The organism is Streptomyces rugosispiralis, assembly GCF_024505145.1.
Lineage (GTDB): Bacteria > Actinomycetota > Actinomycetes > Streptomycetales > Streptomycetaceae > Streptomyces > Streptomyces rugosispiralis.
Genome location: NZ_JANIAA010000001.1, coordinates 680,956 through 704,022, shown reverse-complemented (window position 1 = coordinate 704,022; position 23,067 = coordinate 680,956). Strand labels below are relative to the sequence as shown.

The 23,067-nt window shown below is 72.6% G+C and carries 20 protein-coding genes and 1 pseudogene; 12 read left to right on the top strand and 9 right to left on the bottom strand.

The annotated features are described in order from the left end of the window. Positions 1–94 precede the first annotated feature (94 nt). A complete protein-coding gene (locus NP777_RS03185) occupies positions 95–898 on the top strand; it encodes a prephenate dehydrogenase (RefSeq protein ID WP_256648447.1) in 804 nt (267 codons plus the stop codon). Positions 899–906: 8 nt separating this feature from the next. Here NP777_RS03185 and NP777_RS03180 read toward each other — a convergent pair whose 3' ends face one another. Both NP777_RS03180 and NP777_RS03175 read right to left on the bottom strand, forming a co-directional pair. Beyond that, positions 907–1,599 (bottom strand): response regulator, encoded by a 693-nt coding sequence (locus NP777_RS03180; protein ID WP_256648446.1) that lies wholly within the window; start codon positions 1,597–1,599, stop codon positions 907–909. After that, positions 1,596–3,281 (bottom strand): sensor histidine kinase, encoded by a 1,686-nt coding sequence (locus tag NP777_RS03175; RefSeq protein ID WP_256648445.1) that lies wholly within the window; start codon positions 3,279–3,281, stop codon positions 1,596–1,598. Before NP777_RS03175 ends, NP777_RS03180 begins: the two co-directional genes overlap by 4 nt. A gap of 240 nt (positions 3,282–3,521) precedes the next feature. Here NP777_RS03175 and NP777_RS03170 point away from each other — a divergent pair, with 240 nt between their 5' ends. From NP777_RS03170 to NP777_RS03160, 3 genes are all read left to right on the top strand, one after another. Continuing rightward, positions 3,522–4,334: an ABC transporter ATP-binding protein gene (locus NP777_RS03170; RefSeq protein ID WP_037959268.1), complete on the top strand. Its 813-nt coding sequence runs from the start codon at positions 3,522–3,524 to the stop codon at positions 4,332–4,334. After that, complete coding sequence (locus tag NP777_RS03165) at positions 4,327–5,202, top strand: ABC transporter permease (RefSeq protein WP_256648444.1); 876 nt, start codon at positions 4,327–4,329, stop codon at positions 5,200–5,202. The genes NP777_RS03170 and NP777_RS03165 overlap by 8 nt, the downstream gene beginning before the upstream one ends. Positions 5,203–5,332: 130 nt before the next feature. Next, positions 5,333–6,358: an ABC transporter substrate-binding protein gene (locus NP777_RS03160; protein ID WP_256648443.1), complete on the top strand. Its 1,026-nt coding sequence runs from the start codon at positions 5,333–5,335 to the stop codon at positions 6,356–6,358. A gap of 401 nt (positions 6,359–6,759) precedes the next feature. On the opposite strand, the gene NP777_RS03155 is transcribed toward NP777_RS03160, so the two are convergent. Next, complete coding sequence (locus NP777_RS03155) at positions 6,760–7,869, bottom strand: MGDG synthase family glycosyltransferase (RefSeq protein WP_256648442.1); 1,110 nt, start codon at positions 7,867–7,869, stop codon at positions 6,760–6,762. Between the two features lie 135 nt (positions 7,870–8,004). Here NP777_RS03155 and NP777_RS03150 point away from each other — a divergent pair, with 135 nt between their 5' ends. From NP777_RS03150 to NP777_RS03140, 3 genes are read left to right on the top strand one after another with little or no spacing between them, the layout of a single operon-like run. After that, positions 8,005–8,823 (top strand): SDR family NAD(P)-dependent oxidoreductase, encoded by an 819-nt coding sequence (locus NP777_RS03150; RefSeq protein WP_391858445.1) that lies wholly within the window; start codon positions 8,005–8,007, stop codon positions 8,821–8,823. A gap of 6 nt (positions 8,824–8,829) precedes the next feature. Beyond that, the gene (locus NP777_RS03145; RefSeq protein ID WP_256648441.1) at positions 8,830–9,765 is read left to right on the top strand and encodes a DMT family transporter; all 936 of its coding nucleotides are present in this window, start codon (positions 8,830–8,832) and stop codon (positions 9,763–9,765) included. Then, entirely contained in the window at positions 9,762–10,496 is a 735-nt protein-coding gene (locus NP777_RS03140; protein WP_256648440.1) for a polysaccharide deacetylase family protein, read from the top strand. Before NP777_RS03145 ends, NP777_RS03140 begins: the two co-directional genes overlap by 4 nt. 2 nt (positions 10,497–10,498) lie before the next feature. Here the strand turns inward: NP777_RS03140 and NP777_RS03135 are convergent, their stop codons facing one another. From NP777_RS03135 to NP777_RS03125, 3 genes and pseudogenes are all read right to left on the bottom strand, one after another. After that, entirely contained in the window at positions 10,499–11,971 is a 1,473-nt protein-coding gene (locus tag NP777_RS03135; protein WP_256648439.1) for a class II fumarate hydratase, read from the bottom strand. A 129-nt stretch (positions 11,972–12,100) separates the two neighbouring features. Further along, positions 12,101–12,499 (bottom strand): annotated as a pseudogene (locus tag NP777_RS03130) (isocitrate/isopropylmalate family dehydrogenase); the annotation flags it as partial. A gap of 107 nt (positions 12,500–12,606) precedes the next feature. After that, positions 12,607–13,557, bottom strand: a complete 951-nt coding sequence (locus tag NP777_RS03125) for a sensor histidine kinase (RefSeq protein WP_256648438.1) — start codon at positions 13,555–13,557, stop codon at positions 12,607–12,609. 152 nt (positions 13,558–13,709) lie between these two features. Between NP777_RS03125 and NP777_RS03120 the strand changes: the two genes are divergently transcribed. From NP777_RS03120 to NP777_RS03110, 3 genes are all read left to right on the top strand, one after another. Beyond that, positions 13,710–14,591, top strand: a complete 882-nt coding sequence (locus tag NP777_RS03120) for an alpha/beta fold hydrolase (protein WP_256648437.1) — start codon at positions 13,710–13,712, stop codon at positions 14,589–14,591. Between the two features lie 221 nt (positions 14,592–14,812). Further along, positions 14,813–15,136: a hypothetical protein gene (locus tag NP777_RS03115; RefSeq protein WP_256648436.1), complete on the top strand. Its 324-nt coding sequence runs from the start codon at positions 14,813–14,815 to the stop codon at positions 15,134–15,136. Between the two features lie 52 nt (positions 15,137–15,188). Next, positions 15,189–16,022: an SAM-dependent methyltransferase gene (locus tag NP777_RS03110; RefSeq protein ID WP_256648435.1), complete on the top strand. Its 834-nt coding sequence runs from the start codon at positions 15,189–15,191 to the stop codon at positions 16,020–16,022. A 48-nt stretch (positions 16,023–16,070) separates the two neighbouring features. Here the strand turns inward: NP777_RS03110 and NP777_RS03105 are convergent, their stop codons facing one another. The 3 genes from NP777_RS03105 to NP777_RS03095 form a co-directional block, all read right to left on the bottom strand. Beyond that, positions 16,071–18,848, bottom strand: coding sequence for an AfsR/SARP family transcriptional regulator (locus NP777_RS03105; RefSeq protein WP_256648434.1), 2,778 nt, complete (start codon positions 18,846–18,848; stop codon positions 16,071–16,073). 169 nt (positions 18,849–19,017) lie between these two features. Next, positions 19,018–19,953 (bottom strand): TauD/TfdA dioxygenase family protein, encoded by a 936-nt coding sequence (locus tag NP777_RS03100; protein ID WP_256648433.1) that lies wholly within the window; start codon positions 19,951–19,953, stop codon positions 19,018–19,020. A gap of 351 nt (positions 19,954–20,304) precedes the next feature. Next, entirely contained in the window at positions 20,305–21,213 is a 909-nt protein-coding gene (locus NP777_RS03095; RefSeq protein ID WP_256648432.1) for a LysR family transcriptional regulator, read from the bottom strand. An 88-nt stretch (positions 21,214–21,301) separates the two neighbouring features. Here NP777_RS03095 and NP777_RS03090 point away from each other — a divergent pair, with 88 nt between their 5' ends. Further along, positions 21,302–21,739 (top strand): YybH family protein, encoded by a 438-nt coding sequence (locus NP777_RS03090; RefSeq protein ID WP_256648431.1) that lies wholly within the window; start codon positions 21,302–21,304, stop codon positions 21,737–21,739. Beyond that, a complete protein-coding gene (locus NP777_RS03085) occupies positions 21,739–22,950 on the top strand; it encodes a flavin-dependent oxidoreductase (protein WP_256648430.1) in 1,212 nt (403 codons plus the stop codon). The genes NP777_RS03090 and NP777_RS03085 overlap by 1 nt, the downstream gene beginning before the upstream one ends. Positions 22,951–23,067 lie beyond the last annotated feature (117 nt).

The window sequence follows — 23,067 nt, the reverse complement described above, 5'->3', positions numbered from 1 at the left end:
TTGCGTAGTGGCACACAGGGCACCGCACACCACTGACAGCAGGCATAATCGCTGCTGCGATGGGCGCAGACGCCCAGAAAGGGGACGAAGTGAAGTGAACGCGTTGAGCGCGGACAGCAGTGTCGGTTCGACCATCGAGGTACTCGAGGCCGAACTCCCTCAGCTGCAGAAGCAACAGGAGGCACTCAAGGGTGATTTGGAGGCCGTCACCAAGCGGCTGGAGGCGGTCAGCACCGCCCTGAGCAGCCTTCAGACGCTCTCCACCTCGGCGGTGCCCGAGCAGGGCGGCAACGGCGCCCCGGTGGCGGTGGCGCAGTCCGTGGCCCCGGCCACCGACGCCAAGCCGGCCGCGGAGCCGGCCGCCGAGGCCACGACCGAGGCCGCCGAGCCGGAGTCCGCCGAGGACACGGCCACCACCGGCCGTACCTCCGCCGCCACCCGCAAGGCCGCCATCGGCCGTCAGCGCAGTGGTGGCAAGGCGGGCAAGGCACCGGCCACCGGACGGGCCACCAAGGCCGCGGCCAAGAAGACCGCCGCCAAGAAGACCGCCACCAAGGCCGTGGCGAAGGCTCCCAAGTCCGCCAAGGCCACGGTGAAGGCCACCAAGGCCACGGCCAAGACCGCCAAGAGCACCAAGGCCGCGGAGAAGCCGGCGGAGAAGGCCACCAAGGAGACGGCCACCGCCTCCGAGCGCTCCACCGGGCTCGCCGACAGCGTGCTGACCGCGCTGCGGAAGGCCGGCCGCCCCATGCGGGCCTCCGAGGTCAACGAGGCCCTGGGCCGCGAGGAGTCCCGCACCAATGTGAACTCGGTGCGCAACACTCTCGAGCGGCTGCGCTCCTCGGACCGGGCCCAGCGCTCCGGCCGTGGCCTGTACGAGGCCACGGCCACCAGCTGAGGGTGCCGTCAGTTCACCGCCACCCATGTGTAGCGGTGTTCGGGGCGGCCGGTGTCGCCGTACTTGAGCGTGAGGCTGATACGGCCCGCATGCTCGAGGTACTTCAGATAGCGCTGGGCCGTGGAGCGGCTGATGCCGGTGCGCTCCGCCACTTCGTGGGCGGAGAGCGGGTGGTCGGCCTGGTCCAGGACCCGGCGTATGAGGTCGACGGTGGGCGCGGAGTGGCCCTTGGGGAGGGTGGGACCGGAGGTGTCGGCGGCCGCGAAGGCGCCGAAGATCCGGTCCACCCTCTCCTGGCCGGTCTCGCCGCGCCCGCCGACGCCCTCGAGGGTGCGGCGCAGTCCCGCGTAGCCGTCCAGCTTGGCCCGCAGCCCGGCGAAGCTGAACGGTTTGACCAGGTACTGCAGTGCGCCATGGCGCATGGCGGCCTGCACGGTGGCCACATCACACGCCGCCGTCACCATGATGACGTCGGCGTGGTGGCCGAGCTGGCGCATCCGGCGCACCAGTGTCAGCCCGGTCTCGTCCGGCAGGTAGTGGTCGAGCAGGACCAGGTCGACCGGGGTGCGTTCGAGGGTCGCGAGGGCCTGGGCGGCGGTATGGGCGCGGGCGGTGACCCGGTAGCCGGGCACCTGGGCCACATACGCAGCGTTGATCTCGGCGACGTGGAAGTCGTCGTCCACGACAAGAACGTCGATCATCGTGACTCTCCTGCTGCGATGAACTCATGAGTGGGTGTGTCGTCCTCGGTGAGGGCCTCGGGCAGGACGACGGTGAACACCGCCCCGCCACCCGCCCGGGCGGTGACCCGGGCCATGCCTCCGTATCGCTCGGCCAGCCGCCGTACCAGGGCCAGTCCGATGCCCCGGCCGCGCGGCGACACCGCGGCGGACCCCTCGTGGGCGTCGGGGCCGTCCGGGGAGCCGGGAGGGGCGGGCCGTTTGGTGGACCAGCCCTCGGTGAAGATCTGTTCGCGCATCCCCGGTGGCACCCCCGGACCGGTGTCGCTCACCCGCAGCACGGCGGTGGTGCCCTCGGCCCTCAGCTCGACCTCGATGAACGGGGTGGGCGGGCGGTGTGCGGCCACCGCGTCCAGCGCGTTGTCGATGAGGTTGCCGAGCACGGTCACCAGATCGCGCGGATCGACCACCCGCCCCGGCAGCAGCGTGGCGGGGGAGATCCGCAGGGCGACCCCGCGCTCGGCCACGATGGCCGACTTGCCGACCAGCAGCGCCGACAGCATCGGATCGTGCACCCGTTCGGAGATCTGCTCGGCCGAGGCGCGCCGGGCGTTGGTCAGCTCGCCCACGAACTGCGCCGCCCGTTCGTGCAGTCCGAGTTCCAGCAGCCCCAGCAGGGTGTGCAACCGGTTGGCGTGTTCGTGGTCCTGGGCGCGCAGCGCGTCCAGCAGGCCGCGGGTGCTGTCCAGCTCGCGGCCCAGCAACTCCAGCTCGGTGCGGTCCCGCAGCGTCGCCACCGCCCCGCCGTCCTTGGTCGGCATGCGGTTGGCCACCAGCACCCGGCCGCCGCTGACGGTCAGCAGATCCGCCCCGTCCACCCGCCCGGCCAGCACATCGGTGGTACGGCCCGGGGGCAGCGACTCCTCCAGGGTACGGCCGGTGGCGTCCGGCTGGATCCCGAGCAGCCGTCCGGCCTCGTCGTTGACCAGGCGGATCCGGCCCCGCCGGTCGAAGGCCACCACCCCTTCGCGGATGCCGTGCAGCATCGCCTCCCGCTCGTCGAGCAGCGCCGAGATGTCCGCGAACGCCACACCGTGGGTGCGGCGGCGCAGGCGGCGCGAGACGGCGATCGCCGCGAGGACACCCACCGCGAGTGCCGCCCCCGCGTACAGCAGCAACCGGGGCACCGCCGCCAGCAACTGGTCGCGCACGCTGCCGTAGCCGATGCCCACCGACACCGCCCCGATGATCCGGCCGTCCCTGGTCCGCAGCGGCACCTTGGCGCGGGCCGAGCGGCCGAGCGTCCCCACGTCGATCTGCAGCACCTCCCGGCCGGAGAGCGCCTCGCGCGGATCGGTGGAGACGTGTTCGCCGATCCGCGCGGTGGTGGTGTGCGACCAGCGCACCCCCCGGGAGTCCATCACCACGATGTACAGCGCCCCGGTGGACCGGCGGATCCGCTCCGCCGCCCGCTGCACCGGACCCGACGGGGTGGGCTTCGTGGCGGCGAGGTCCCGGGCGATGTCCGGATCCGCCGCGGTGGTCTGGGCGATGGCGAGCGCCTGGTGCATCGCCTGGTTGTCGATCTCGGAGCTGAGCGGGGCCAGGAACAGCGCGGTCGCCAGCACCATCACCCCGGCGGTGATGGACAACTGCGCGGCGAGTACCTGACCGGAGACACGCCGGGGCCCTCGGATACGCATGATGGGCCCCCTGTCTCCCGTCTCGAGGTCCCGTGTGGTCCCGTACGCGAGCGGTAGTACTTCATCCGTTTACGGTGCTGTGAAGGCACCGTAAATGCGCCCGGGGCGTATGCCCAGTCTCCGTAGCGTTTTCGTTGTGCGGGCGCGAGCAAAACGAGCAGAACGCGGTTTGTGAGCGCAAGGGCGCGTTGTGCTCACAAGGCTGCCGCTGTGGTGCGGGTCACTCCTAGCCTCCCGGCCATGAGCAGCCACACCAGCCCCGCCATCGAGCTGCGGGGAACGAGCAAGGCGTTCCGGACACCGTCCGGGGCCCTCCATACCGCGGTCAGGGATCTGGACCTGACCGTCGGACACGGTGAGTTCGTCGCCGTCGTCGGGCCCACCGGCTGCGGCAAGTCCACGACACTGACGCTGGTCAGCGGGTTGGAGGAGCCCACCGAGGGCGATGTGCTGGTGGCCGGTGAGCCGGTGCGCGGCATCGCCTCCAACGTCGGCTTCGTCTTCCAGCAGGACGCGGTGTTCCCCTGGCGCAGCGTGCTGTCGAACGTGATGGCCGGCCCGCGCTTCCGCGGTGTGCCCAAGGCGGAGGCGAAGGAGCGGGCCCGTGAGTGGCTGGCCCGGGTCGGCCTCACCTCCTTCGAGGACCGCTATCCGCACCAGCTCTCGGGCGGCCAGCGCAAGCGCGTGGCGCTCGCCTCCACCTTCGTCAACGACCCCGAGATCCTGCTCATGGACGAGCCGTTCTCGGCGCTCGACGTCCAGACCCGCGCGCTGATGTCGGACGAACTCCTGGAGCTGTGGGCGGGGACCGGCGCATGCGTCGTCTTCGTCACCCACGACCTCGAGGAATCCATCGCCCTGGCCGACAAGGTCGTGGTGATGACGGCCGGACCGGCCACCGTCAAGGAGGTCTTCGAGATCGATCTGCCCCGGCCCCGCAAGGTGGAGTCGGTACGGCTGGAACCGCGGTTCGTGGAGATCTACCGGGAGATCTGGTCCTCGCTCGGCGAAGAGGTCCGCATCACCCGTGAGAGGGGTGCCGTCGATGCCTGAGACCATCTCCGCCACGGCCGCCCCTGCCGTCGGCAAGACACCCGGTACGGAGCGCTCCAAGGCCCGGGCACGCGCCGCGCGCAACCGCGCCATCCTCGTCCAGAGCACCCGCGCCCTGGTGCTCCTCGGAGTCATCGGGCTGTGGGAATGGCTGGCCCGCACCTCCGTCATCGACCCGTTCAACTTCTCGATGCCCTCGAAGATCTGGGAGCAGCTCAAGCAGTGGGCGCTGCACGGCACCGCGCAGGGCTCGCTGTGGGAGCAGATCTGGTACACGCTCTACGAGGCGCTCCTGGGCTGGGGCATCGGCGTCGTGGCCGGTGTGGTCCTGGGGATCGCGTTCGGCCGGATCGCCTTCCTCGCCGATGTGCTCGGCCCGTACATCAAGGTGCTCAACGCGCTGCCGCGGATCGTGCTCGCGCCCATCTTCCTCATCTGGTTCGGCCTCGGACCGGCCTCGAAGGTGGCCTCGGCCGTCGTCCTGGTCTTCTTCCCCGTCTTCTTCAACGCCTTCCAGGGCGCCCGGGAGGTCGACCGCAACCTGGTGGCCAACTCCCGGATCCTCGGCGCCAGCAACCGCCAGGTCACCCTCCAGGTGGTGATTCCCTCCGCCACCTCATGGATCTTCACCAGCCTCCATGTCAGCTTCGGCTTCGCCCTCATCGGCGCCATCGTCGGCGAGTACATCGGCGCCACCAAGGGGCTCGGGCTGCTGGTGTCCTCCTCGCAGGGCACCTTCAACGCCGCCGGTGTGTACGCCGCCATGGTGATCCTCGCCGTGGTGGCCCTGCTCGCCGAGGGGCTGCTGACCTTCCTGGAGAAGCGGCTCTTCCGCTGGAAGCCCGCCCAGCCCGGCGAGGACCGCTGAGCCCCGGCTCCTGCCTCCCGGCTCCTGCCTCCCGCCGGCGCCGGCCGAGCCCTCGCCCTCTGCTTCCCCGGCTCCCGCTGAGCCCCGCCCCCTTCTCCCAGCTCATCACCGCTCACAAGGACGTGACCTCATGCGCAGCAGTGCCAAGTTCTCCGCGGCCGCGGTCGCCGCGGCGCTCGCTCTGACCACCCTCACCGCCTGCGGCGGCGACTCCAGCGCCTCCGGGGACGGCAAGGTCAAGATCATGGTGGGTGGCCTGGACAAGGTCATCTACATGCCCGCGATGCTCACCCAGCGGCTCGGCTACTTCAAAACGGAGGGCCTGAAGGTCCAGCTGCTCACCGAGCCCGCCGGGGTGCAGGCCACCACCTCGCTGGTCGCGGGCGACGTCCAGGGTGTCGTCGGCTTCTACGACCACACCCTCGATCTGCAGGTCAAGGGCAAGCAGGTGGAGTCCGTCGTCCAGCTCGCCCAGGCCCCCGGTGAGGTGGAGGTGGTCTCCAACAAGGCGGCCGGCGAGCTGAAGTCGCCCAAGGACTTCAAGGGCAAGAAGCTCGGTGTCACCGGTCTGGGCTCCTCCACGGACTTCCTGACCAAGTACCTCGCGGTCGACAGCGGCGTGCAGACCAGCGAGTTCACCCCGGTGGCGGTCGGCGCCGGCCAGACCTTCATCTCGGCCCTCAAGCAGGGCTCCATCCAGGGCGGTATGACCACCGATCCGACGGTCGCCCAGATCGTGGAGCAGAAGATCGGCAAGGTCCTGATCGACATGCGCACACCGGAGGGCTCCAAGCAGGCGCTCGGCGGTCTGTACCCCTCCTCCTCGCTCTACATGAACACCGACTGGGTGAACGGCCACAAGGACACGGTGCAGAAGCTGGCCAACGCCTTCGTGAAGACCCTCAAGTGGATGTCCACCCACTCGGCCGAGGACATCGCCGCCAAGATGCCGAGCGACTACGCGCAGGGCGGCGCCAAGCTCTACGCGGAGGCCATCAAGAGCACCCTGCCGATGTTCACCAAGGACGGGGTGATGCCGGCGGACGGCCCGGCGACCGTCGAGCGCGTCCTCAAGGCGTTCAATCCCAATCTGAAGAACGCCACGGTGGATCTGAAGAAGACCTACACCACCGAGTTCGTCAAGAAGGCGGGCTAGGTCCCGGGGCCGGTCGCGCGGATCGACAGTCCCGCGCCCGTGGCGGGCGGGTGTTTTCTCCCTGGTCACGAAGATGTGCCGGGTGGCCGGACGGAAGGCCGGTGCGGCGCCACTCCGCATCCCTTCCGGGGAGGAACACCGCATGGCCCGACGCGGAAGCAGACGCGTCACCGCGCCGCCGGCCTGTACCGCGGCCTCACCGGTGCCGACCTCAGCACCGGTGAGGCCGCGCAGGCGACGGCACCGACGGCCACCACCTGCACCGACCCCGAGACCGGCGTCCCGTTCACCGCCACCATCGCGGGGGACAAGAACGCCAACGCCATCTGGGGTAATCATCGCGTGCGCGGAAATTCACCCCGCGGCCGTCCGGGCGACTGACCTCGCCGCCGTTCGGGAGCTCACGTCGCCGCCGTTCGGGCGGCCGCGTCGGTCAGCCGGACGGCGGCGTCGTCGGCGAACAGCCGGCGGCCCGCCGCGATACGGCGCTCCCGCCACGCGGAGGGCTCGGTGAGCGCGTCGAGCAGCCGCAGCAGCTCCCACGAGTCCCGCGCGTGGTCCGAGAGCCCCAGCGCGGCCATCCGCCGGACGCCCTCGCGGCCATGGCCCGGGATGGGGCGGTAGCCGATCACGGGCACCCCGGTGGCCAGCGCCTCCAGCGCGGTCTGCCCGGCCGCGTTGTCCACCACGGCCCGTACGGCGCCCAGCAGACCCGGCATGTCCGGCTCCCAGCCGAGGGCCGCCACCTCCGGGCGGCGCGACAGCTCGGCGCGCAGCCGTTCGTCCCGGCCGCACAGCACCACCGGCAGATACCCCGCCCCGGACACCAGCCGCGCGGTGTCCGCCACCCGTGTGCCCGCGCCCCACGCCCCCACGGACAGCAGTACCGGCGGCCTCCCGGGCGCGAGCGCGCCCAGGCGCCGCCGCCACCGCGCCGCCCCCCGCGCCGGGCCGAAGAAGCGCGCCGCCACCACCGGTCCGGTGGCCACCGACGGGCGGCCCAGCGCCCGGCGCACCGTGTCCGCGGCATCCGGGGTGACACACAGATGCAGATCGTTGCCCGGGTGCAGCCACTGGCGGTGCACCGCGAAATCGGTCACCACCACAGCGCTGGGCACCCGCAGGGCCCCGCGCGCCCGCAGCCTGCCGGTCAGCTGCGCGGCCAGATGGAACACCGGGACGACGACATCCGGCCGCTCCCGTTCCACCAGGGCCAGCAGCCGGTCCTCGGCGAGCGCGGCCAGCGGGGCGCTGCCCGGCCGGGGACCCCTGCCGGGGCGGAAGAACGCCCGGTAGATGCCCTCGTACAGCACCGGGGCGCGGCGGATGGTCGTCCGATAGAACGAACGCAGCCCCGCCCCGATCCGGTGCGGCAACAACTCCAGCACATCCACCCGGCCGGCCCCCTGCCCACGGTCCTCCAGCCTGCGGACCAGCTCGGCGGCGACCGCGTCATGCCCGGCTCCCATCCCGGCGCTGACAACGAGAAAGTGTGCCGACAGCGGGTGCATGACCACCTCCGATGGTGCGAGGCGCGGCTCCTCATGGCTCACTGGAGGTATCCGCTCCGCATGCCGTCAAACCGCGCGCTCGACGGCCGGTGACCCAGGACCAGCGGCCGGTCGGCGGCGAGACAGGGAGATGCCATGATCCGCCCCCTCCCGGACACCCCCCTGGACCGCGGCCGGATGCGGGACACCGGGCATCCGGCAGCCACCGGGACGCGGGTCGCGCTGGTGACCGGCGCCTCCTCGGGCATCGGGGCCGCCATCGCCGACCGGATCGCGGCCGAGGGCGGATGGCGGCTGCTGGTCAGCGGCCGCCACCGGGAACGGCTCGACCACGTGGCCGCCCGGACGTCGGCCCTCGCCCTCCCCGTCGACCTGGCCGCGCCGGAGGGCCCGGAGGCGCTCGTCCAAGACGCCCTCCGTGCCGCCGGACGGGTGGATCTGCTGGTCGCGGGGGCGGGCGTGGGCTGGGCGGGTCCCTTCGCCACCATGCCGCCCGCCGCCATCGACCAGGTGGTCCGCGTCGATCTGCTCGCCGCGATGCGCCTGGTCCGCATGGTCGTTCCCCGGATGGAGGCCGAGCGGCGCGGACACATCGTGCTGATCGGCTCGGTGGCCGGGACCGTCGGGGTGCGCGGCGAGGCGGTGTACTCCGCGGCCAAGGCCGCGCTCGGCGTCTTCGCCGACGCCCTGCGCCACGAGCTGAGCCGGGCCGGGGTACGTGTCACCCATGTGGTCCCCGGTGTGGTGGACACTCCGTTCTTCGCCCGGCGCGGTGCCCCGTACACCCGTCGGCTGCCCCGCCCGCTGCCGCCCGAGCGGATCGCCGACGCGGTCTGGGACGCGGTCGAGCGCGGGCGGGACGAGGTGTACGTACCGGCCTGGATGCGGCTGCCCGCGGTGGTCCGGGCCCTGACCCCCCGGCTGTACCACCGGTTGGCCACACGCTTCGGGTGACCCCCGGTGAGCGCCCTGACCGTCGTGCTGGCCCTGCTGTCCGCCCTGGGCAACGGCGCGGCCTCGGTACTGCAGCGGCGGGCCGCGATGGACCAGGTCCGGGAGGAGCGGGGCGACGGCGGGCCGATGCGGAGCCTGCTGCGGCTGGCGCGGCTGCTGCGCCGGCCGTTCTGGCTGGCCGGGTTTGCCGCGATGGTGGTGTCGGCGGTGGCGCAGGTGGGCGCGCTGGCGGTCGGGCGGCTCTCGGTGGTCCAGCCGCTGCTGGTCAGCGAGCTGCTGTTCACCCTGGTGGTCGGCAGTCTGGTGTTCCGCCACCGCCCGGACGGCCGGACCTGGCTGTCGTTCGTGATGCTGGCCGCCGGGCTCGCGCTCTTCCTGGTGGCGGCGGACCCCTCCAGCGGCTCGCCCACGTCGCGCAACGGCCGCTGGCTGCCCGTGGGCGTGGTGGTGGCCATCGCCGTGGGCTCCCTGATCGCGGTGGGCCGGGTGCTGCGCGGGGCCACGCGCGCCGTCGCCCTGGGCAGCGCCACCGCCGTCTGCTTCGCCTGTACGGCGGCGCTGATCAAGGAGTTGACCGGCCGGTTCGTCGGTGGAGTGGTGGCGGTGCTCACCGACTGGCCGCTGTACGCGGTGTGCGCCGTGGGGTTGTTGAGCTTCCTGCTGCTGCAGGGCACCCTGCGCGCGGGCACCCTGGCCGCCTCGCAGCCCGCGCTCACCCTCGGCGACGCCCTGGTCAGCATCGCGCTGGGCTGGGTGCTGTTCGGGGAGCGCATCGACCTGGGGCTGCGCATCGTGCCCGAGGTGGCCGGAATCCTGCTGATGGCGGCCGGCATCGTGGGCCTGACCCGCTCGCCCGCCATGTGCGGCGGCTGGGACCAGGCCGTCCCCCAACCGTCGCGTAACACCGGGACACCGCTTCCCGGTGGCGAGGGAGCACCATGAGCGTCCGCCACCGCTCCGGTGTCCTGGTGCGCAACGCCGCGCTGCTCGCGGCGGCCGCCCACATCGCACCCGCCGGTACCTGGCTGTCCGGGCCCCGGCGCGCCCTGTTCCCCGCCCTGGCGGGCCGTGGGCGGCGCGACCACGTGGCCCTCACCTTCGACGACGGACCCGATCCACGCACCACCCCGCGCTTCCTCCAGGTGCTCGACGAGCTCGGTGTCCGCGCCACCTTCTTCGTCCTCGGGGACGGCGTGACGCGCTTCCCGCACACCACCCTGGAGATCGTCCGCCGGGGCCATGAGCTCGCCGTCCACGGCTGGACCCACAGCCGTCCCTGGCTGCCCACGGTGTCCCGGGACGCCCATGAGGTGGCCCGGACCGCCCGCGCGATCCGGCTGGCCACCGGCGCGGTGCCGCGGTGGTACCGGCCGCCGTACGGCATCCTCACCGGCGGCCGCTGGCTGGCGGCGGCCCGTGCCGGGCTCACCCCCGTCCTCTGGTCGGCCTGGGGGCGCGACTGGACCGAGGGCGCCACACCGGGTTCGGTGGCCGCCGCCGTACGGCGCGATCTGCGCGGCGGGGCCACCGTTCTGCTGCACGACACCGACCGCGCCGCGGCCACGGGCTGCTGGCGCGCCACGCTGGCCGCGCTGCCCGTGGTGGTGGCGGAGTGCCGGACCGCGGGTCTGGAGGTGGGACCGCTGGCCGAGCACGGGGTACGGCGCCGATGAGTTCAGCCGTCGCGCAGGCGGGCCATCTTCCGGGGGTCCACGATCCGGTCGAAGTCCTCGGCACCGATGTGGCCGCTGGCGATGGCCGCCTCGCGCAGGGTCGTTCCCTCGGCGGCGGCCTTACGGGCGATCTCGGCGGCCTTGTCGTGGCCGATCCGCGGGGACAGCGCGGTGACCAGCATCAGCGAACGGGCCAGATGCTCGTCGATCCGCTCGCGGTTCAGCTCGATGCCCTCCACGCAGTACGCGCGCAGCTTCTCGCAGGCGTCGGCGAGGATGCCCGCGGAGTGCAGGAAGCCGCTGATGACCAGCGGCCGTGCCGCGTTGAGCTGGAAGTTTCCCCGGGTGCCCGCGTGTGCCACGGTGGCGTCGTCGGAGAGCACCTGGGTGCACACCATCATCATGGCCTCGCACTGGGTCGGGTTGACCTTGCCGGGCATGCTGGAGCTGCCGGGCTCGTTCGCGGGCAGCTCCAGCTCCCCGATCCCGCCGTGCGGGCCGGAGGCGAGCCAGCGGATATCGTCGGCGATCTTCATCAGGGGGACGGCGAGGCCCCGCAGCCCGGCGGAGGCGGCCACCATGGTGTCCACACCGCTCTGCGCCGCGAAGGAGTTGGACGCCACCTTGAACGGATGGCCGGTGGCCACGGCGATCTCCCGCGCCACCGCGGGTCCGAAGCCCTCCGGGGCGCCCAGACCGGTGCCGACCGCGGTGCCGCCGATGGCGAGCTGGTACAGATCCGGCAGGGTGGCCCGCAGCCGCTCCAGCGCATCGGAGAGCTGGGCGGCGTAGCCGGACCACTCCTGCCCCACCGAGAGGGGGACCGCGTCCCGCAGATGGGTCCGGCCGGTCTTGACGATGTCGTACCAGGCCCGGGACTTGGCGGCGATGGCCTCCTGGAGCAGGCTGACCTGCGGCAGCAGTGGGTCGTGCAGGAAGCGCACCGCGGCGATGTGCATGGCGGTGGGGAAGGTGTCGTTGGAGGACTGGCCCAGATTGACGTGGTCGTTGGGGTGCACCGGCTCCTTGCTGCCCACGACACCGCCGACCAGCTGGATCGCGCGATTGCTGATGACCTCGTTGACGTTCATGTTCGTCTGGGTGCCGGAACCCGCCTGCCACACATACAGCGGGAAGTGGTCGTCCAGGGCGCCCGAGACCACCTCGTCGGCCACATGCGCGATCAGATCCGCCTGCCACCCGGCCAGCCGCCCCTCCCGGCCGTTGACCAGCGCGGCGGCCTTCTTCACATAGCCGTACGCGTGGTAGACCGCCGTGGGCATACGGTCGTCACCGATCGCGAAGTGGACCAGGGCCCGCTGGGTCTGGGCGCCCCAGTACCGGTCGGCCGGGACCTCGACGGTCCCCAGCGCGTCCGTCTCCCGTCGGGTGCCGGTGGCGTCGATGCGGGTGGGCAGGTCCCGCCGCACCCTCGGGGTGCCCTGGGCGCCCCGGCGCCGGTGGGGCGTGTTCATCGCGTGCTCTCCCAGACGGATGGCAGCCCATCCATACGCACACTCCGCATCACGGCTGTTGCCCTCCCCAGCCAGTGTCGCCCCGCACCGCCCCGGCCGCATCCGGCGGATGCGACCGTCAGGCGGACATCAGCTCCGGCCCGCGTCGCCGTGGCGTGCGCCGAGCCACTCGAAGAGCATCGCCCCGGAGAGGATCATGGCGACCGGGTTGGCGAGGTTCCGCCCGGCGATATCGGGGGCGGAGCCGTGCGACGCCTGGGCCATGGCGGTGGTGGCGGAGGCGTTGATGGAGGGGGCGGTGCCCAGCGAGCCGGACAGCTCACCGGCGAGGTCGGAGAGGATGTCGCCGAACATGTTCTCGGTGACGATGACGTCGAAGTCCTGGGCGCGGCGCACCAGATGGACGGTCATGGCGTCGATGTGGAAGTCGTCCACCGCCACGTCCGGGTACTCCTGGGCGACCTCCTGGCACACCGTGCGGAACAGCCCGGTGGTGAGCTTGAGGACATTGGCCTTGTGGACGATGGTGAGCTGCGCTGGGGCGTGCCCGTCCCCTCGGCTACATCGCCTTCGCCGTCCTCACCGGGGCCATCACCGTCATCTGACCCCGGCCATCGGCCCAGCCCTCCGGGAGGTCAGATCCGGGTGCGCAGCCGGATGAGGGTGCCGTCCGCGTCGGCCTGCATCTGCACCACGTCGCACAGCATGCGCACGCCCCACAGCCCGAACCCGGGCTCGCTGTCGGCGGGCGGGGTGAAGCCCCACAGCGCGTCCGGGTACCAGTGGCCGGGCCCGGAGATCTCGCAGACCAGATCGCCGTCGTGGACCCAGGTGCCCAGCCGCGCCGGGGCCCCGCCGTGCCGGATCGCGGTGGTGGACACCTCGCTCACGGCCGCGACCATGTTGCGCAGCGCGTCATGGGCCATGCCGTGCCGGCTCCCCCGCTCGGCGACGAAGGTGCGCACGGCGTCCAGATCGGTCGAGACGATCGACACGGACTCGGCCGTGCGCGGGGCGGACGGCAGGGGGCGCCGGTCGCAGGTGGCGCTGAACGGGCCGGGGTCGGTGTAGGCGTCGCTCTTCTCCGGCCCGTGGCCGTCGATGATCTCGGGGTGGGTCTGGCGCGCGTAGGCGAGGATCTCGGGGTGCAGCAGGCGGCGGTCGTAGCAGCAGATGGCGCGGGCGCCGGAGTGGGCGAAGGCCGCGTTGACGATCGACTCGTAGCGCGCCCACTCCACCACCTCGAGCGGGGTGCGGCCCTGCCACACCGGTTCGGCGATCACCCGGACCCGGCGCGGCTTCTCGGCCTTCACGAAGGAGTCGTAGGCGGCGATGGTCTTGACCGGGTGCTGGTACCAGCTGAGCGCCTCCTCGAACTGCACCGCCTTGGCGTCCTGCCCGAGCGCGTCCCGCAGCGCGTCGATGTTGGAGGTGGCCGCGACGACGGCCACGGCGTCGTCCGCCGCCAGGCCCTCGCGGAGGAACGGGACGCAGATATCGACCACTTCCTCCTCGTCGCGGTAGAGGAATCCGCGGTGCATCATCGCATCGCGGTGGTCCGCGACGGGGCTGCTCGGGCTGGTCATCGGGCCTCCCTGGGGCTCGGCCGGCGAAAACACGCGGTGCGTCATCGAATTTCCGGACGGTATAGCGCAGTCTGCCACTTCTCCGGCCCGGCGCGCAGCCCGTTCCGGCCATACATGGACGCCATCCTGACGGTGCATTAGCATCCTCGGGCGTGACAGAGCTGAAGAACATCAACGCAAATGGACTTGATTTCGGGTATTTCGAAGCGGGCCCGGCGGACGCCCCATTGGCGCTCTGCTTGCACGGCTTCCCGGACTCCGCACACTCCTGGCGTCATCTGCTGCCCGCGCTCGCGGACGCGGGCTACCACGCCGTGGCGCCCTTCATGAGGGGCTACGCGCCCAGCGGCATACCCGCCGACGGCGCGTACCAGGCCGGTGCGATCGCCGCCGACGCCAACGCGCTCCACGAGGCGTTCGGCGGCGACGGCGACGCCGTGCTCATCGGCCACGACTGGGGCGCCATCGCCGCGTATGGCGCCACCGGCAGCGCCCCCGAGCGCTGGCGGCGCGCGGTCACGATGTCGGTGCCCCCGCTGGGCGGGGTGCTGGCCGACTTCTTCAACTATGACTACGGCCAGTTCAAGCGCTCCTTCTACATCTTCCTGTTCCAGACGCCGCTGGCCGAGGCCGGGGCGGCGGCGCACGACATGGCCCTGATCGACGGCCTGTGGCGCGACTGGTCGCCCGGGTACAAGGACGCCGCCGAGGACATCGCGCACGTCAAGGAGAGCCTGCGGGACCCGGCCCACCTCGCTGCCGCGATCGGCTACTACCGGGCGCTGTTCGACCCGTCGCGCCATGTGGCGGCGTACGCGGCCGAGCAGGAGGCCATTACCGCGACCGGGGAGGTCCCCATCCTCTACCTCCACGGCGGCGACGACGGCTGCATCGGCGCCGATGTCGTCCAGGGGGCCGAGGACCACCTCCCCGCGGGCTCGCGCATGGAACTGATCGACGGCACCGGGCACTTCCTCCACCTGGAGCAGCCCGAGCGGATCAACCGGGAGGTCCTGGCCTGGCTCGCCGGGTGACCGGGCGGCCCTGGACCGGCGCCATGCCGTCATATGGTGCGTGACCAGGGCCCTTTCCAGCGCGGAACGCGATGCGGCCGCGGCGGTGCCCCGACCGGGGCGGACCCGGTCGAGCCGCCGCGGCCGTCGCTTTACCGCCGGTATACCGCCGCTGATCCGCCCTCTTCCATGCTGGACGCATCGCTACAGCCGCCCGGTAGGGACGCGTCTGGAGAGGGCCTGTGAACGTCGACCAGCAGCATCAGCCTCAAGTCGAGGACGAACCCCTCTACGCCTGGAGCACCTTTCAGCTCTGCGGCGGGGTGGAGGGGTCCGGCCCGAGCGGCACCTGCCGGGCCGAACGTACCGCCCGTGCCTGTCTCGAGGCGGCGCTCCAGGCCACCGCGGCCCACTCCGGGGCGTACTCCTGGGGCCAGCTCAGCCGGGTCTCCGCGGATGTCGAGCTGCCCTTCCACCTATGGGCGCGGGATCCGGTGGCCTGGGCGGAACCGGGGCCGAGGAAGACGGTCACGTGGCGTCCGGGCGCGGCTCCGCACCCGCAGTGATCCGGAACCGTCGGGGGTGAGGCGAGGCAGTGCTAGTGGTAAGGGAATCACCATGAAGAGCAGCGGACCCGGCATCGGGCTCAGGACGAGGGAGTGGCGGCCGGCCGACCACGGACGTCTTGCGGTCAGCGAGGCGAACCCGGCCAGGGTCTACAACTATCTCGTCGGCGGCAAGGACAATTACCTCGCCGATTACGAGCAGGCCCAGCGATTTCTCGGTGTCGCCCCGGAAGTCCGCGACACCGCGCTCTCCAATCGGAGATTTCTGCACCGGGCCGTCCGCCATCTCGCCGCCAATGGCATCAGCCAATTCCTGGATATCGGCGCTGGATTGCCGGCGACCCCGAATGTGCATGAAATCGCCCAGGCCGTGAATCCCCGGGCCCGGGTGGTCTACGCCGACAACGACCCCATCGTGGCGAGCCACGGCCAGGCCCGGCTCTCCGTCTCCGGCACCACGATGATCAAGACTGACATCCGCTCGCCCGAGGACCTCCTGGGCCATGAGGAGCTGCGGCGGCTGCTCGACCCCGCACAGCCGGTCGCCATCCTGCTGACGCTCGTCCTCGACTACATCGAGGACCTGGCGAACCCCGTCGGCATCGTCCGCCGGCTCATGGACTGGGCCGCGCCGGGCAGCTGTCTGGTCCTCTCCCACGCCACCGGCGACTTCACCCTGGACACCGACCGGGACTGGGAGGTCATCAGCTTCGAGGGCCCGGTGTCCCTGGTCGCCCGCGACCATGCCGGGATCATGGAGTTCTTCACCGGGCTCGACCTGCTCGCCCCGGGCCTGGTGCAACTGCCCTCCTGGCGTCCCGGCATCGGCGCCGAGTCCGACCCGAGCCGGGTGTGGGCCTACGGCGGGGTGGCCCGCAAGCCGTAGCCCCGACCGCGCCCTCGCCCGGCGTCCACATGCGCCCCGGATCCCGCCTCAGCGCGGGCCGGGGCCGATCTGCAGGGTCATACAGGCGGGGAAGAGCCCGCTCCAGGTGTGCCCGCGCCAGCTCTCGTACGTACCGGGGCGCTTCCACACCGGCAGGGCCTGGTCCATATGGGCCCGGCCCTCGGGGAACCTGCCCTGCTCCATATAGGTGATGCCGATCTCGTAGAGGGCGAAGCCCTCATGGTGGATGTTGCCCGTCCGGCGGGCCTGCTCCAGGCTCTCCTTGAAACAGGTCAGGGCGTCCTCGGGACGGCTCAGGCCCCGGTGGGCCCGGCCGAGGTTGCCCAGGCCGATCACCTCGGCCGGCAGATCCCCGGCCTCCCGGGCGAGGGCGAGCTGCCGCTCCTGCACCGTGATGGCCTCCTCGTACAGGCCCAGTTCGCACAGCGCGTCCGCGAGATTGCACGCGGTGCGCAACTCGCCCTCCCGGTGGTCCAGTTCGCGCCAGATCTCCAGCGCCGACTCCAGGGTGGTGCGTACCTCGTCGTAGCTGTGCTGCAGCCAGTACGCGGCGGAGAGGCCGTCCAGCGCCCATGCCTCGCTCACCGGGTCGCCCAGGTGGCGGGCGGTCTCGAGGGCCAGCTCGTTGACCGTCTGGAGATCCTGGGCGTGGGCCCGGGGGAAGAGGAACCACTGGAGCGCCCGCGCCAGCCGCAACCCCAGGCGCGCTATCGCCTCGGGCTGGGTGGGCTCGGCCGCCTGGGCGACGGCGGCCAGCAGATTGGGCAACTCGTCCTTCAGCCAGCTCTCCGCCTCGTCCTGGCCGCTCAGCGGCACCGTCGGGCCCTCGACCGGGTGCCGGGGCCAGGGGCGGAGCGGGCCGAGCAGGGTGACCGCCCGCTGGGCGGTGGCCGCGTAGCAGGTCAGCGCCCGCTCCAGCGCCGCCGCGCGCTCCGCCTCGGGCTCCTCCTGCTGCGCCTGCTCCGACGCGAACAGCCGCAGCAGATCGTGCATGTGGTAGCGGACGGAGTCCCGGCTCTCCAGGAGCTGGGCGTCGACCAGCCGCTCCAGCGCGTTCTCGGTGCGGTCGGCGGGCAGGTCCAGCAGCGCGGCGGCCACCGGCAGGCTCACATCGTGTCCGTGCACCACGCTGAGCAGCCGGAAGGCGCGGACCGCGTCCAGGTCGTCGGAGCGCCGGCCGAGCCGGAAACCCTCGTAGCTCACCTGGAAGCTGACGCGGACGGCCAGATCGCCGAAGCGCAGCTCGTCCAGCCGGCCCCGGGCGTCGGTCAGCTTGGTCACCAGGGTGCGCAGCGGCCACGCGGGGCGGGCGGCCAGCCGGGCACCGGCGATCCGCAGCGCCAGCGGCAGCCAGCCGCACAGCCGGGTGATCTCCTCCGCCTCGGCGGGCTCCGCCCGCACCCGCTCCGCGCCCACGACCCGTTCCAGCAGCGCCACCGCCTGGTCCTGCGGGAGCACATCCAGATGCAGATGGGTGGCGCCCTCCAGAGTGGTCAGCATCTCGCGGCTGGTGATCAGCGCGGCGCAGCCCGGCCCGGCGGGGATCAGCGGCCGCACCTGGTCCACACTGGCGGCGTTGTCGAGGATCACCAGCAGTCTCCGGCCCGCCGCCAGCGAACGGAACTGCGCGGACGCCTCGTCGGTGTCGCTCGGCACGTTGGAGCCGTCCACGCCGAGGGCGCGCAGAAACCGGCCGAGCACCTCGCCGGGGTCCAGGGCCGACTGCCCGGCGGTCGCCCCGTACAGATCCACATAGAGCTGACCGTCGGGGAAGCGGTCGGCGAGCTGGTGGGCGGTGTGGATGGCCAGGGTCGACTTGCCGACCCCGCCGGTGCCGTCGATGGCGGCGAGCACCACCGACCGCCCGCCCTCGCCCGCCTCCGGGTCCCCGGCCGTGTCCATCAGCGCCCGGATCACCGCGACCTCGCCGTGGCGGCCGGTGAACGCGGGGCTGGCGGGCGGCAGTTGGCGGGGCCCCCGGTGGGCCTTGCGGGCAGCGGCGGCGGGGTCGGGCCGGTCCGCCTCCAGGGCGGGCGCGGCCATCAGGGAGGCGTCGGCGTTCAGGATCCGCTCGTGGAGGTCGCGCAGCGGCGGGGTCGGCTCGACCCCCAGCTCCTCGCTCAGCAGCCGGCGCAGCTCGCGGTAGGCGGCCAGGGCGTCGGCCTGCCGCCCGGACCGGTACAGCGCCAGCATCAATCGGCCGCGCAACTCCTCGCGGAACGGATGCTCGGCGGTCAGTGCCTCCAGCTCGCGCAGTACGGCCGTATGGCGCCCGCACCGCAGGTCCGCGTCGATCCGGGCGTCCACGGCCTGCAGCCGGCACTCCTCGAGCCGGGTGGCCTCCGCCGTCACCGCCGGGGTCGGGGGCACATCGGCGAACGGGGTGCCGCGCCACATCGCCAGCGCCTCGCGCAGCCGCTCAGCCGCGGCCTCGGGCGCCTCCCGGTCGAGCGCCCGCCGCCCCTCCTCGACCAGCTGCTCGAAGCGGTGGGCGTCGAACTCGGCGGCCTCCACCGCCAGTCGGTAGCCCTGCGCCTTGTAGCCCTGCTTCTCGGTGATCAGGGTCTGCCCGGCCTCGTCGCCCATGGTCTGGCGGAGCCGGGAGACATAGGTCTGCAGCAGCTTGGTGGCGCTCTGGGGCGCCCGGTCCTCGCCCCAGAGCTCGTCCAGGAGCCGTTCGGTGGAGACGGTCTGGTTGGCGTGGCACAGCAGCACCGCGAGCAGCGTCCGCCACTTCGCCGGCCCCAGGGAGGCCCACCCCTCGCCGGTGCGCAGCTCAAGCGCCCCCAGGACCCGGTATCGCACCCGTCCCCTTCCATCGGCTCGTCAACTGACCACTCCGCAATGGTTATACCTCCGATGTGGCCGCTGCCGCGCATCGTTTCATCCGCCGGGAACAAGCCCGCGCCGGGTACGGGCCCCGCCCGGATGGCCGAAAATCGTCATATCGGAGGTCGTGGCGGAGCGGCCGGGGTCAGAACGGCCGGTCGCCCTCGATGGCGACGCGCTCGGCGACCCTGCGGTGCGGGGCGTAGTCGTTGACCGCGTAGTGCTGTGTGGCGCGGTTGTCCCAGAACGCGATGTCGCCCGGCTGCCAGTGGAACCGCACCTGGTACTCCGGGACGTGCGCCTGACGGCACAGGAAGCTCAGCAGCCGGTCGCTCTCCTCCCGCTCCAGCCCGGTGATCCGGGTGGTGAAGGAGGTGTTGACGAACAGCATCCGCCGGCCGGTCTCCGGATGGCTGCGCACCACCGGATGCTCCACCGGCGGGAACATCTCCTGGAACGGGGCCAGCCGCTCCGGTCCGTAGAAGCGGACGAAGCCGGGGATGACGTCGTGGACGGCGGTGGCGCCGTCGATGCGCTCCTTCACCTCCGCCGGGAGGTTGTCGTACGCCGCCGCCATGTCGGCCCACATGGTGTCCCCGCCCACCGGCGGCACCTCGCGCAGCTGGAGTACGGCGCCGAGCGCGGGCCGGGCGCGGAAGGTGACGTCGGTGTGCCAGATGTTCTCGAAGGTCGGGGTGGCGCCGGACGCCTTGTCGAAGCGGACCACATCCTCGCTGGACCCGGCGGCGAGCAGTGGATTGGTCTCCAACTCGCCCCAGTTCCGGGCGAATCCGCGCTGCTGCTCCGAAGTGAGGTGCTGACCGCGGAAGAAGATCACCTTCCACTCCAGCAGGGCACGGTTCAGCTCCTCGCGCAGCGCGGGCTCCAGTGGCCGGGAGAGGTCCAGGCCGCGGATCTCGGCGCCGATGACACGTCCGAGTGGCACGATCTCGAACCGCTCGTACGGACGCTCCTCCCATCCCTCGGGCAGCCGCCGCAGAACGCGCTCGCCCTCGTACATGCCGTCCGGCGGGATGGCGGCTTCGCGCAGAGTCGTGGGTGGGGTGTCGACGACGGTCATGGCATCTCCTCGTGCGTGACGGCGGACAGGGGGGCAGGCGGGGGGTGGGGAGGTGCCCTCGTGCCGCGGGGGAGACCACGGAAGTGTTGTCCGGAGCGTCGCGATGTGCGGGTCGTCAGGGGCTGACCGGCGATCGCGGGAGGAATGACCGGCGTGGCTTCGGGGCGCGGGGGCGGTGGCCGCGGGACGCGGAGAATCCCGGTTAGAGGCCCGAGCGCTCACACCCGGTCCGGTCCGGGGCGCGTAGGAGTCCCGTCGCGTCGAACCGGTGCCTGATCATGAGCGCAATTGTGGGATCCGCCCTGGTGAGCTGTCAACGGGGGGTGCGGTGTGGGTACGGAGGACCAGCGCTCACCCGGTGGCGCGCTCGGGGGCCGAGGCGGCCGCCAGGGCGGTGCGGGCGCGCTCGACCAGGGCCCGGCCGGCCGGGCCGCTCGGGCCGTCCGCCCGCCAGGCGAAGGCCAGCCGCCCCCGCAGGGCCGGCCGGTCGATGCGGACCGACCGCAGCCGGTCCGACCGCGCCTCGGCGAACGCCCCGGGCAGGATCGCCGCGCCCAGCCCCCGCTCGGCGAGCTGCGCCAGCACCTCCGGATCGCTGGCCTCGAAGGCGATGTGCGGGGTGAAACCGGCGGCCGCGCACGCCTCGTCGATCCGGGTGCGCAGCCCCGTGCCGCGCGGCAGGCTGATCAGCGCGCGGCCCCGCAGGGTGTCCAGCGAGATGGCCGAGTGCACGGCGAGCTCATGGTCGGGGCTGACCGCGGCCACGATCGGCTGATCCGTGATCACCTCCAACTCGACCCCGGCCGGGGTCGTGGCGCCCACGCTGACGATCGCCGCGTCGAGCCGTCCCGTGCGCAGACCCTCCAGCAGTTCGTCCGACGTGGCCTCGATGAGGGTGATCTCCACCGCCGGATGGGCGTCGTGGAACTCCGCCAGCAGCCCCGGCAGATCCACGCTGTGCGAGGTGACCGTCCCGACCGCCACATGCCCGCGCAGCAGTCCGGTCAGCTCGTCCACCGCGAGCCGGGCGCCCGCCACCGCCGCGAGCGCGGCCCGCGCGTAGGGCAGCACGGCCGCCCCCGCCTCGGTCAGCCGCACCGAGCGGCCCGAGCGGTCCAGCAGCTGCTCGCCCAGCTCGCGCTCCAGCCGGCGGATCTGAGCGCTGACCCCCGGCTGGGCCACCCGCACCTTCTCCGCGGCCCGGGTGAAGTTCCGCTCCTCGGCCACCGCCACGAAGTACTCAAGCTGCCGCAGTTCCATAAGCGATGATTCTAGCAACCAGACCAACCATCTCTTGGACTTCTGATCGCGCCCGCTGGAGGGTGGAGGCGGACGAAAGGAGTCGACCATGACCGAGACCCGTGCCCGCGCCACCACCCCCGAGGATCTGGCCCGGCTGTTCGTGGAGCGTGCCAACGCCGGGGACGCCGAGGGGCTGGCCGAGCTCTACGAGCCCGACGCGGTGCTCGCCTACCCGCCGGGTGCCACGACCGTCGGCCGCGAGGCGATCCGCGCCGTCTGCGAGCGGATGCTGGCGCACGCCCCGCGCCCGTTCCGGGTGGAGGAGGCGCTGCCGACCGTCCGCTACGGCGAGCTGGCCCTCACCTCGACCCGCCCCGCCGACAACACCGGCGGCCGGGTGCAGGTGGCCCGCCGCCAGCCGGACGGCACCTGGCTGCGCATCATCGACCGCCCCGAGATCCGTCCCGGGGTTCCCTCCGGGGACCACCCCGAGGTCCGTTCCGAGGCCCCCTCCGAGATCCGTCCCGGGGCCGGAGCCGAGTGATGCGTGTGCTCATCGCCGGGGGCGGGATCGGCGGGCCGGCCACCGCCCTGAGCCTCCACGCGGCCGGGGTCGAGGCGGCGGTCGTCGAGAGCGCCCGCGAGATCCGGCCGCTCGGCGTCGGGATCAATCTGCTGCCACACGCCGTGCGCGAGCTCGTCGAACTCGGCCTCGGCGACGAGCTCGCCGCCATCGGCGTGGCCACCGCCGAGAACGTGTACTGCGACCGGTTCGGCACGCGGATCTTCACCGAGCCGCGTGGCCTGGCCCAGGGCTACCGCTGGCCGCAGTACTCGGTGCACCGCGGGGAGCTCCAGCGACTGCTCCTCGCGGCGGTCCGCGAGCGCCTGGGCGCGGACGCGGTCCGCACCGGGGCGCGGGTGGTGGGATTCGACGACTCGGGGCAGCGCGAGAGCGTACGCGTCCGCATCCTCGACCGGGCGACGGGGACGGTCGAGGAGACGGCCGCGCGGGCGCTCATCGGCGCCGACGGGCTGCACTCCGCGGTCCGCGCCGCGCTGCATCCGCAGGACGGCCCGCCGCTCTGGTCGGGGATCCGGATGTGGCGCGGCACGACACCGGCCGAGCCGTTTCTGACCGGGCGCTCGATGGTGATCGTGCGCGACGGGGACGCCGAGCTGGTCGCGTATCCGATCGGCGGCGGCCGGGTCAATTGGGTCTGCCAGGTGCGGATGTCCGAACCCGGGCCGCTCACCGGGGACGCGGCCTGGAACCGGCCGGGGCGGCTCGCCGATGTGCTGCCGTACTTCGAGGACTGGCGGCTCGGCTGGCTCGATGTGCCCGGTCTGCTGACCGGCTGCGCGGAGATCCTCGAATACCCGATGGCCGACCGGGAGCCGCTGCCGTGGTGGGGGAGCGGCCGGGTGACCCTGCTCGGCGACGCCGCGCATCCGATGTATCCGGTGGGGGCCAACGGCGCGTCCCAGGCGGTCGTGGACGCCCGCGTCCTCGCCCGCGAACTCGCGCGGGCGGACGATGTGCCCACCGCGCTGGCCCGTTACGAGACCGAGCGCCGCGAGGCGACGGCGGCCGTCGTACGGGCGAACCGGGCCATGAACCGGGACGGTGCGCGGACCCCCGAGGAGCTCGCCCGCGTCACCGACACCTACCGGGACACCACGGGGGGCGATGTGCGCACGCTCAACGCCCGCGCCTCCCTCAGCGCCGGTGAGCCGTCCGACAGCCGCCGGTGAGCCGTCCGGCCGGCGGGAGCGGTACGGCGCCCGAACCGGGCCGGGCCGTGTGCCACGGCGCCGAACCGGCCCGGCCGTTGGGCCGGGCGCCAGCGTTGGCGCCCGCCTGACACCGCG